10 protein-coding genes are annotated in these 10,649 nt (G+C 34.7%); all 10 read right to left on the bottom strand.

Annotated elements, in window-relative coordinates; all coding sequences use genetic code 11:
- Window positions 1-57: 57 nt before the first annotated feature.
- Window positions 58-537, bottom strand: coding sequence for a sigma-70 family RNA polymerase sigma factor (locus JQ841_RS02105; RefSeq protein WP_203179976.1), 480 nt, complete (start codon window positions 535-537; stop codon window positions 58-60).
- 120 nt (window positions 538-657) lie between these two features.
- A complete protein-coding gene (gene ftsH, locus JQ841_RS02100) occupies window positions 658-2,616 on the bottom strand; it encodes an ATP-dependent zinc metalloprotease FtsH (RefSeq protein WP_203179975.1) in 1,959 nt (652 codons plus the stop codon).
- A gap of 15 nt (window positions 2,617-2,631) precedes the next feature.
- Complete coding sequence (hpt, locus tag JQ841_RS02095; protein WP_000892176.1) at window positions 2,632-3,174, bottom strand: hypoxanthine phosphoribosyltransferase; 543 nt, start codon at window positions 3,172-3,174, stop codon at window positions 2,632-2,634.
- A 4-nt stretch (window positions 3,175-3,178) separates the two neighbouring features.
- On the bottom strand, window positions 3,179-4,456 hold the full coding sequence (gene tilS, locus JQ841_RS02090; RefSeq protein ID WP_203179974.1) for a tRNA lysidine(34) synthetase TilS: 1,278 nt from the start codon (window positions 4,454-4,456) through the stop codon (window positions 3,179-3,181).
- Complete coding sequence (locus JQ841_RS02085; RefSeq protein ID WP_203179973.1) at window positions 4,453-5,721, bottom strand: serine hydrolase; 1,269 nt, start codon at window positions 5,719-5,721, stop codon at window positions 4,453-4,455. Before JQ841_RS02085 ends, tilS begins: the two co-directional genes overlap by 4 nt.
- Window positions 5,714-5,836, bottom strand: a complete 123-nt coding sequence (locus tag JQ841_RS10050; RefSeq protein WP_274380114.1) for an SP_0009 family protein — start codon at window positions 5,834-5,836, stop codon at window positions 5,714-5,716. The genes JQ841_RS02085 and JQ841_RS10050 overlap by 8 nt, the downstream gene beginning before the upstream one ends.
- A gap of 4 nt (window positions 5,837-5,840) precedes the next feature.
- Window positions 5,841-6,209 (bottom strand): septum formation initiator family protein, encoded by a 369-nt coding sequence (locus JQ841_RS02080; protein ID WP_084950569.1) that lies wholly within the window; start codon window positions 6,207-6,209, stop codon window positions 5,841-5,843.
- Window positions 6,202-6,468: an RNA-binding S4 domain-containing protein gene (locus tag JQ841_RS02075; RefSeq protein ID WP_001234978.1), complete on the bottom strand. Its 267-nt coding sequence runs from the start codon at window positions 6,466-6,468 to the stop codon at window positions 6,202-6,204. Before JQ841_RS02075 ends, JQ841_RS02080 begins: the two co-directional genes overlap by 8 nt.
- A gap of 72 nt (window positions 6,469-6,540) precedes the next feature.
- On the bottom strand, window positions 6,541-10,029 hold the full coding sequence (mfd, locus tag JQ841_RS02070; protein WP_203179972.1) for a transcription-repair coupling factor: 3,489 nt from the start codon (window positions 10,027-10,029) through the stop codon (window positions 6,541-6,543).
- Window positions 10,030-10,599, bottom strand: coding sequence for an aminoacyl-tRNA hydrolase (gene pth / locus JQ841_RS02065; RefSeq protein WP_203179971.1), 570 nt, complete (start codon window positions 10,597-10,599; stop codon window positions 10,030-10,032).
- Window positions 10,600-10,649: the final 50 nt, after the last annotated feature.

Here is a 10,649-nt window from a genome sequence, read left to right as displayed (position 1 = left end):
CTTTTCAAACTTTGTCAACTACTTTTTTTATCTTTTTTCTATTTTTTTCATGACTTCCTAATGGGTACGGATGTCAAACTCTTTAAACACAATACGTAAGTCTCTTAATACTCTTTGACGACCTCGGAATCGTTCATTTCTTAAGATGCGTTCTAACTCTTCTTGTTTCTCTTTGCTTTGTTTATTTCTATAATCTCTTAGGGTTTCATGAAAGAGATAATAATCATCTAGCCACAGACCTCCCTCACTGATACGATGACTAATCTCACCTACTTCTTCATAGGGTTCTTTATCATATCTTCGTTTTTGACTTTCTTGCTTACGGATATAGTCTAGAATCCGATTTCGGAACTTAGTTTTGAAGTATCTACGTAAACGTGGTATATCTTCTACAAGTCCTTCTTCTTTGCTAATCAACTCATATAGGCAGATCATCCCCTCTTGGTCCCAATCCGATAACTCCCATAAATGGAGATGATATTCATTTCTACACTTGTATACAATCCCCTGGACTTCTTCATACAATTTTTTAAGCATATTGTTCCCCTTTCTAGATACAGTCTAACAGATTCAAAAACAGTTTTGTCCTATTTTCCCGTTCTGTTCTCTACACCGCTTCAACTGCGAAAAAAAAGAGAGGACTTGCCTCTCTCAGGGTTATTTTTCGTCATTCATTTTTGACTTCACTTCATCATAAGATAATGCATGAGATTCCTCTTCTACTGTTTCAGGCATCTTTCCTGTTTCATAAAGAGATTTAATTTGTGTACTATCCAATGTTTCGTATTTCAATAATGCTTCTGCAATCAACTTGTGAGTTTCACGATTTGACTGAATAATTTCAGCAGCTTTATTTCGTGCTTCATTCAATAATGAACGAACCTCTTCGTCAATTTCATAAGCTGTTTGTTCTGAAATTGATTTGTGAGGGCTCTGTGCACCAAACATAGCATGATTACCCTCATATTGAACTGGGCCAAGTTTTTCACTCATACCATACTCTGTAACCATTGCACGCGCCATCTGAGTAGCCTGTTCAAAATCGTTTGAAGCTCCTGTAGTTTGGACATTAAAGATAATTTCTTCAGCTACACGTCCACCCATTAATCCAGCCAATTGCTCTTTCATATCTTCTTTAGAAAGAAGCATTTGATCCTCTTTAGGAAGTGCAATCATGTATCCGCCTGCTCGTCCGCGTGGTACGATAGTAACTTTATGAACAACACGGGCATTTGACAAAACTAGACCAACAATGGTATGTCCTGCCTCATGGTAAGCAACTAATTCACGTTCTTTTTGTGAAACTGTCTTATCTTTCTTAGAAGGACCAGCAATAACTCTGTCTTCTGCTTCATCAATATCTGAGGCATCAATGATTGATTTATTGCGACGAGCAGCAACTAAAGCTGCTTCATTCAAGACATTCTCTAAATCAGCACCAACAAAACCTGGAGTTTGTTGAGCCACTAATTTCAAATCAACATCTTCTGCTAAAGGCTTGTTCTTAGCATGAACTTTCAAGATTGCTTCGCGCCCCTTAACATCAGGACGACCAACCAATACTTTTCTATCAAAACGTCCTGGACGCAGAAGGGCAGGGTCAAGTACATCTGAACGGTTTGTAGCAGCAATGACGATAATCCCTTCATTTCCCTCAAAACCATCCATCTCAATCAAGAGTTGGTTCAAGGTTTGTTCACGTTCGTCATTTCCTCCTCCAAGACCAACTCCACGTTGACGGCCAACAGCATCAATTTCATCGATAAAGATGATAGCTGGTGCTGCTTTTTTTGCATCTTCAAAAAGAGAACGAACACGACTAGCTCCAACTCCGACAAACATTTCTACAAAATCAGAACCTGAGATACTAAAGAATGGAACACCTGCTTCTCCGGCAACTGCTTTAGCAAGCAAAGTCTTACCTGTTCCCGGAGGTCCCTCTAGAAGAACACCTGCTGGAATACGAGCTCCAAGTTTTGTAAATCGTTTTGGATTTTTTAAGAATTCAACAACTTCAACTAGTTCTTGTTTTTCTTCCTCAGCTCCAGCAACATCTGAAAATCTTACTTTAATATCCTCTTTATTTGCGGCTTTAGCCTTACTACGTCCAAAACTCATCGGGTTACGGCTATTATTCCCTCCCATATTTCCCATCATAGAGAATAGGAAGAAGAAAAGAATACCGAATGGCACAATGGATACAAGAATATTAATCCACATACCACTTGAACTTTCATGCTTAACAGTTACTTCCGCTTTATGATCAGAAGCAAGCTTTTGCAATTCTGATACTGTAGTATCTGAAGGAAGAATAATACTTGAAAATTTCTCTACTGTTGTAGCAGAAGGAGAAAAGAACTGAATGCCTGTTTCTTCTTTACTTGTTTTAGGATTTTTATAGACACCCGAAACCTCGATAACACTACCATTTGGTTGGTAAGTCAATTCTTTTACATTGTCATCGGTAATTTCTTTTACCAATTCTGTATAATTAATTTGCTCACTTTTCCCTACAACACTACCTGTACTAAAATACTGATAAGCTGTAACTAGGAAAAAAATAAGTAATAACCATAGAAAAGGATTTTTAATTAAACCATTATTTTGTTTTTTCATTAAAAATTGTTCTTTCTAATTTGAATATACTTCTTCTTTCAATACTCCAACATAAGGAAGGTTACGATAATTTTCCTTGTAGTCTAAACCATAACCTACTACAAACTCATTTGGAATAGTAAAGCAGGTATAGTCAGCCTCAATTTCTACAACACGTCCTTCTGGTTTATCCAACAAGGTTGCAATGTTAACAGAAGCTGCTTCTCTTGCAATAAACATATCTCGCAAATTCTTCAAAGTTTGACCTGTATCAATGATGTCCTCTACAAATAGAACATGTCTTCCTTTAATATCTTGAGTTACATCTTGCTTGATATTGATGACACCACTACTTGCTGTTCCACCATGGTAGCTAGAAACCATCATGAAGTCCATTTCAATATGTGTATCAATATGTTTGACCAATTCAGCCATAAAAGGAATAGATCCTTTTAAAATCCCAACTAAAATTGGATTTTTTCCTGCATAGTCTTTAGTGAGTTGAGCACCTAATTTTTTAGCAGCTTCTGTAATTTCATCGTGTGAAACAAGGATTTTTTTAATATCGTTTTCTAACATTTTTTTACCTATCTATTTTTTCTATATAAAGTACAGTGTTCATTATATCATTTTTCGTGTTTTTACTCAAATTACTGGTCGCAATTCCCAAAATTGAGACAATTTCACCAAATTGCTCAATAATCAGAGCTGATTTTCGCTTTTCCATAGGGATTTTCAAATCAATAAATAGACGTCTGAGTTTTTTTCTATGCCCATTTTGAATCAAAAAATCTCCTGTTTTTCGATGACGAATGTGTATTGATGTTTCCCGTGAAACAGGTACCTGCTGAATTAATTCACCTTCTAAAGGAAGTCCAAAGGAAAATAAATAACCTTGGTAAGATACCTGATTTTGATAGTGTAACACAAGTTCATCTTTCTTTTCATCAGACTGAGGACTGATTTTACAAATCCGAAACTGTTGATACTCTTTTACTAATTCATAACCATTTTTAAGCGGATGACGATACTGGCTTTTAGTTTTTAAAATCTGTCGAACTTCATCAAACTGAGCTTTTGTAAGATTCAAATCTGGAAAACGATTCAGATAAGTTTGAAGTAAAACTCTTTGTGTGGACTCAGAGTAAGACAATAGCTGCTCTACATTTTCTATATCAATATTCTTTGATAATTCAGCTATGGCTAAGTCATAATCTAAAATTTCATTGCCGATTCTCAATATTGCATCTCTAAATCGAGGATTTTCTTTTTCCAATTCTGGTAAGTAAGAGTTTCGAATACGATTGCGAAAATAATAATTTTCCTTATTTGATGTATCTTCAAAGTGAAAAATTGGTGAAAAGTCTTTTTTTTGAAAATGCAAGAAGGGACGAATGATTTCTATCTCTCCGACTACTTGCTTCTCCTTAATTCCTGATAGATAGCGCAAGCGAGTCCCTCGAATCAAGCGCATCAAAATTGTTTCCACCTGGTCATCCTCATGGTGGGCAGTGACTAAGGCTGTCGCACCTGTCTTTTTCATGACCTCTTGAAAAAAATCATAGCGAAAATTTCGTGCACGCGCTTCTGAAAATTCTCCTGAAAAATTGCTGATATAAATAGGAAGCTCTGCTTCAGCAGCCAACTTCCTTAATTCCTTTTCTTCCCAATCTGATTCTACTCTCTGCTTATGATTCACATGAGCTAGAATCAATTCAATTTCTAACTCTTTTTGATACATAGATAATAGCTTAAATAGAAACATAGAATCTAATCCACCAGAAAGAGCTAGCACGACCTTAGCATGTTTTTTGAAATATCCCTTATTGAGAAAATGATTTAAAAAATCTTGTTCTCTCATTTTAGAACCTCATAAACATCTTTGGCTATCTTAGAAATCGTATCATAATCAGAATTCTTTGTGAAAATAGAAAGAATAAATGGAGAATCTGCATAGACAACACCTGTATCATGCTTAAATTCGTCTGCATCTCCAATTTTATGAGCTACTTTAACAGATACACCTTTGGCAATTCGCTCATTATCAAAATCTGTTTTAGTTAAAGACTCCAATACAAATCCATTTTGATTATAAATTGCTTCCATAACCTTCCCAGCCATTTTAGCAGAAATCAATTTTTCTTTTGAATCCCAATCATCTCCCATAATAGCAGACATCTTGGATTTGAATGTGGCATCAGATTGGTTTGAAATGTAATATCCCAATAGATTATGAGCTACATTATCAGATTCTTTTGATACTTTCGTAATTAAATCCTTTAGAGAGTATTCTTTATTATCCTCTTTTTTAGGAAGACTACCACTTCCCTCTGGTTTATAAGAACCTGGAAAATCATTGACTGCAGATACATATTTTACAGTCGTGTCTAACTGATAAAGACCCTCATTTATTTTTTCTTGCGCATAATAGAGATAAGGTAGTTTTAAAACACTAGCTGCATACATCTTTTCATCTTGATTGATACCAGCTTCTTTTCCAGTAGTCAGTTGCTTAACATAAATAGAGAAAGAATCTTTCTGATATTTTTCCGATAACATTTCTTGAACTTTACTCATCCGATTGTCTTCTTCAGAAGTTGATTCTTTAGCTACCCATCCAGCCTGATCAATATGTAGAAATTCTCTTCCTTCTACAAACATGGTCTTGTCGATTGATACTTGCGAATAAGCTGATAAGGATGATTTCACTTCTTTTAAGTCATAAGGGCTGTTATACAGTTTAAAATCAGATTCTAACCATACTTTTTTTATTGTAGGAGTTACCTCTGATTGATCGTATAAAAATCGTTTGTCCGCAGCTATAAATTGGTGGTTGGATAACTTAAATACTGGAATTCCCTGTTTATTTAAGCGCCACTCGGTTATTTGAAAACTTGTTTTAGGAGTCAATTTTCCAGATTCCACCACTAAATCTTCATTTGCATAGACAGGAACTTCTCCATAAACCATAGGAGAACTTAATTTTTCTCTAAAATAAATACCAAAGTCAGATTGTGAAAGGTAATAAATTTCTTTCGAAGTATAGACAACTTCTTTTTCTGTGCTAACGACTTTTGAAATGGTCAAAAAACTCGGTAGCAACAAAATAATTAAGAACTTACGCATTCTTCCTTTCCTTTTCTTCTTGTAAACGCAATAATTGATTTTTATCAGCCAACTCTTCTAGTTTTTCATCCGATAAACTCAAAAATTGCTTAATTACATCTAATAAATTTTCCATTTTATCACCTTGGAAGCAAGTCAGGAATCGTATAAACGGCTTCCCGATTCTTAGAATAATAATATTTTGCACGCATGTATTTAGCAGCGTAATCTTCATCTTTCAACTTTGTGGCAAAAGCTGTTTCCTTCTCCTTTTCCTCACTCAAGGTTTGATACTGAGTTTGCAAGTCTGATAACTGTTGACGTCTTTGGAGTAATTGGTAATAGCTTTGAGCAAGATTATAAGTTGGTAAAATGAACAATAAAATCATCAAAATAAGAACCCAACCCATGAAACGATTCCGTTTTTGTCGTTCCTTCATTAGATAACGACGACGTTGGTGTTCATTTTGAATAAAAGAATTATTCAATTGTACGATATTTTTAGACATTTTCTTCTACCCGTGTTTCACTGATAATTTCATACATGCCTGCTGCATCTTCTTTTTTTGTACTATCTTTCATCTCTAGTACTTTTACAAGTAGCAACTTATTCCCAAAGCGAATTTCAACTTGGTCATTAACTTTCAAATCCGTTGAACTTTTTGCCAAGATTCCATTTACCTTGATTCTACCTTTATCAGCTACTTCCTTTGCGACTGTACGACGCTTGATAATTCTTGATACTTTTAAATATTTGTCTAATCTCATTTTTATTACCTCAAATTATTATTGTACCATTTTTATCCATTTTATAGAAGAAAAATGTTAAAGGGAATTGCCTTATTTTGACTCTTTTATCTCTAATAAACTTTCTCCAAAAATGAGCAGACCTTCTAAAATTTCATAGTCCTTCTTGTTTCGGACATCAAATACAACTTCCATTAATCCCTTATTCTCAGCTATGGCTGCTTTTAGGTTTGTTGCAGATAAAGCTTTAAAATAATCTTGAGCTAAAAACAGTCGTTGAGTGACTTTTTCAAATTGAACTGTAATCTTATTCTCTTTTCTTTCAACACGTTGAACAAATACCTTGTCCAAGTATGACTTGACTAAACCAATTTCTAAAAGATAAGCTACAACGTCTGGGTATTCTCCAAAGCGGTCCATCAACTCTTCCTGTAACTCTTCATAATTGACACGGTTGTCAATTTGACGAATTTTCTTGTAAATTTCAATCTTATGTCGTTGGTCAAATATATAAGTATCAGGAAGATAGGCATCAATTTGCAAAATCAATTCGGCATTTCCTTTGGTCCTTGTTTTCCCATTACCATGTCGTTTAGCAATAGCTTCTTCTAGTAACTGAGAATACAATTCAAAACCAACAGAATCAATGAAACCAGACTGAGATTTTCCTAGGAGATTTCCTGCTCCACGAATCGAAAGATCTCGCATCGCAATCTTAAATCCGGAACCCAATTCTGTAAATCCTTTGATTGCCTCTAATCTCTTTTCAGAAACTTCACTGATTGATTTTTCTGGACGATACATGAGATAGGCATAAGCAATACGATTACTACGTCCGACTCTTCCTCTTAACTGATACAAGGTTGACAAGCCCATATGGTCCGCATTTTCAATAAATAAAGTATTGGCATTTGGAATGTCCACTCCTGTCTCAATAATGGTAGTCGTCACTAAAATATCATACTGACCTTCAATGAAATCTAATAAAGTATTTTCTAACTGAATCTCACTCATTTGCCCATGAACATAACCAATCGAAGCCTCTGGAATCAACTCCTGTAATTCTGAAACCTTTTGGTCAATCGTGTCAACTTTGTTGTAAAGATAGTAAACTTGACCTCCACGCTCCATTTCACGCAAGACAGCATCACGAATGACACTATCATTCTTTTCCAAAACATAGGTTTGCACTGGATAACGATTAGTCGGCGGAGTTTCAATAACAGACAAATCTCTGATTCCCAACATAGACATATGGAGGGTACGAGGGATTGGCGTAGCGGTCAAGGTTAGGACATCCACTTGTTTTTTCAATTCTTTCAAGGTTTCCTTATGCTTAACACCAAATCTCTGTTCTTCATCAATAATCATCAATCCCAAATCAGCAAACTCAACATCTTTAGATAAAACTCGATGCGTTCCAATCAAAATATCAACTTGACCGTTTTTCAATTTTTCAAGTGTTTCAGTCTGTTCTTTTTTACTTCTAAAGCGACTCAACACATCAATATTAACTGCAAAATTTTGGAATCGTTCCTTAAAATTCGTATAGTGCTGTTGCGCTAAAACCGTCGTCGGAACTAAAACGACAACCTGTTTGTGATCATTGACTGCCTTAAAAGCTGCACGCATAGCAACTTCAGTCTTTCCAAAACCAACATCCCCAACTAAAAGTCGATCCATTGGCTGAGAATCCTGCATATCTCTCTTAATTTCCTCAATACTACGAAGTTGATCATCCGTTTCAACATAAGGGAAGGCATCGTCAAAAGCATGTTGATTTTCATCATCAGCTGAAAAAGCAAAACCTTTCAACTGACTACGTTCAGAATAGAGTTTGATTAAATCGTCAGCTATATCCTCTACCTGATTCTTAACTTTTTGCTTGGCCTTTTTAAAATGACCGTCATTTAATTTATTGAGTTTTGGAGCTTTCCCATCACTTGAAACATATTTGGACAATAGATGAATCTGTTCCACTGGGATGGAGATTTGATCCCCATTTTGATACTGGACACTGACATAATCGCGGTGGATTCCTTTGATTTCAATTGTTTCAATTCCTAGATATTGACCAATTCCATGAATATGATGGACAACGTAATCTCCTTTTTCAAGTTCATTGTAATCTTTTAATCTCTCTGCGTTTGAAACATGTTGTCTTCGAAAACGACGTTTCAATTTCTTTTGAAAAATCTCATGTTCAGTTATCAATAGAATCTTTTCATCTACAAAGTGAAAACCATGTCTGAGATTTCCCTCGATTAAGTTTACAGATTCTTTACAAATACTTGACTTATCTCTGGAATCCAATTTAATCTGATATTCCTCTAAAACATCCTCCAATATTTTACTTCCCATTGAATTGCTAGACTGCAGAATAATAGTGTAATCCATTTTTTTGTATCGCTCAATTTCTTCCTTTAGAAAAGAAAATTGATTGAAAAACTCCTGCATAGGATATTGATTAAATTGATAAATCTGGTCAAACTTGAGATTGCCTAAACCCTTTTGTAAATTAGAGAAAAAGGTAACTGGACTCTGTTTTTTATAGATTTGCTCTGTATCTGCAAAATACTGCATTTCAGAAAATGCTTTACTGTTCTGTAATTCTTCTGTAAAGTATTGCGCTAATTCTCTTTCAAATACTTCATACTGATTCATTAATTTTTGATAATCATCAAAGAATATTGGGGTATCTTTTTCAATATAGTCAAAAACAGTCCATGTCTTGTCATAACACAAAGATAAAAATTTCCTTGAATCAGAATGAATTTGTTTTTGGTGAAAACTTGAAAAAATTTCTTCTAGGTATGATTTCAAAATAGGTGATAAGGTCTTCGAAATTTGTTTTTCTAAAGCTGACTGTCCTCGTTGATAATCCTTTTCTCTCAAAAGCATATCGCTAGCTGGAAAGATAATGAGTTCTGTCTGATTTTCTTTCGATAACTGTGTTTCGACTTCAAATGACCTAATACCATCGACTTCATCACCAAAAAACTCAATTCGATAAGGTTCTAACTGGGATATTTCAAAAATATCTAAAATATCTCCTCGCAGACTAAATTCTCCTTGAGTTTGTACTTGTGTAACTTTTCGATATCCTATCTCCTTTAACTGATGGATAAGCGCATGTTGGTCATATTCTTCACCAACTGAGATTGTTACAATACTATCTTTGAATACATTTGGAGACGGTAAAATCAATCGACTTGCTGCGATATTACAAACTAAAATCCCTTTCTTAGATGAATCAGTCAAAAAACGTAAGGCTTCAACCCGTGAAATGATTTTTTCTTGTGAAGACATCAAAAACTCGACCATAGGGGAGTCATCTACCAAAAATGGATAGACAAATTCCTCACCCAAGATAGAAATAAGATCACTAATAAGCCCTTCTGCTTCTCCATAAGTTGACGTCAATAACACAATCTTATCTTCTTTTTCTAGACTACTTGCAATTGCAAGAGCCTTAGTAGACGTTGATAAACCGAGTATTAGTTGTCTTTTCTTATCTGTTAAATTTTGATGCCATTTTTTGATTTGATCATTTTCTGAGAATAAATCTAATAAGGTCACCATTTATCCGTTATACCTCTGCATTGTTTTCTCAAAATTTTTCTCTTGTAAATAGTAATTTACAGAATCGTCAACTTTGTCAATAGACTGTAAAATACCAATATAATCATCATTGTCAAATTTACTCAAAACATGATGAACAACTGACATACCATTTTTAGGTCTTCCGATTCCAATCTTAACACGATTAAAAACCTGAGTTCCTATATGTTGAATAATAGACTTAATGCCATTGTGACCACCTGCTGAGCCTTTTGCTCTTAAACGAATCTTTCCAACTTCCATGTCAAGATCATCGTAAATGATAAGTAAATCTTCAATATCCAAACCATAGTAAGTCAATAAAGCATGAACTGCTTTTCCACTTTCATTCATAAAGGTCGTTGGTTTGACCAGATAAATTTTTTCGCCATTAAGAAAAAAAGATGCTAGGTCAGCTTGAAATATCTTATCGTGTGTAAAAGTGACATTTTGTTTCTTCGCCAGTTGGTCAATCAACATAAAACCAACATTGTGTTTTGTTTCAAAATATTTATCCCCTGGATTGCCCAAGCCTACAAGTAATTTGGTCATTTATTTTTCCTTTCAAAAGCCAAAAGGGTTGGAATTTTTTTCCAACCTAA

It is taken from the genome of Streptococcus mitis (assembly GCF_905187535.1).
Lineage (GTDB): Bacteria > Bacillota > Bacilli > Lactobacillales > Streptococcaceae > Streptococcus > Streptococcus mitis_BS.
The sequence above is the reverse complement of the archived record's forward strand: the minus strand, read 5'-3'. Positions and strand labels throughout refer to the sequence as shown.

Coding starts and splice junctions, on each gene's coding strand:
- JQ841_RS02105 (WP_203179976.1), bottom strand. CDS start 537: ATGCTTAAAAAATTGTATGAAGAAGTCCAGGGGATTGTATACAAGTGT.
- ftsH (WP_203179975.1), bottom strand. CDS start 2,616: ATGAAAAAACAAAATAATGGTTTAATTAAAAATCCTTTTCTATGGTTA.
- hpt (WP_000892176.1), bottom strand. CDS start 3,174: ATGTTAGAAAACGATATTAAAAAAATCCTTGTTTCACACGATGAAATT.
- tilS (WP_203179974.1), bottom strand. CDS start 4,456: ATGAGAGAACAAGATTTTTTAAATCATTTTCTCAATAAGGGATATTTC.
- JQ841_RS02085 (WP_203179973.1), bottom strand. CDS start 5,721: ATGCGTAAGTTCTTAATTATTTTGTTGCTACCGAGTTTTTTGACCATT.
- JQ841_RS10050 (WP_274380114.1), bottom strand. CDS start 5,836: ATGGAAAATTTATTAGATGTAATTAAGCAATTTTTGAGTTTATCGGAT.
- JQ841_RS02080 (WP_084950569.1), bottom strand. CDS start 6,209: ATGTCTAAAAATATCGTACAATTGAATAATTCTTTTATTCAAAATGAA.
- JQ841_RS02075 (WP_001234978.1), bottom strand. CDS start 6,468: ATGAGATTAGACAAATATTTAAAAGTATCAAGAATTATCAAGCGTCGT.
- mfd (WP_203179972.1), bottom strand. CDS start 10,029: ATGGTGACCTTATTAGATTTATTCTCAGAAAATGATCAAATCAAAAAA.
- pth (WP_203179971.1), bottom strand. CDS start 10,599: ATGACCAAATTACTTGTAGGCTTGGGCAATCCAGGGGATAAATATTTT.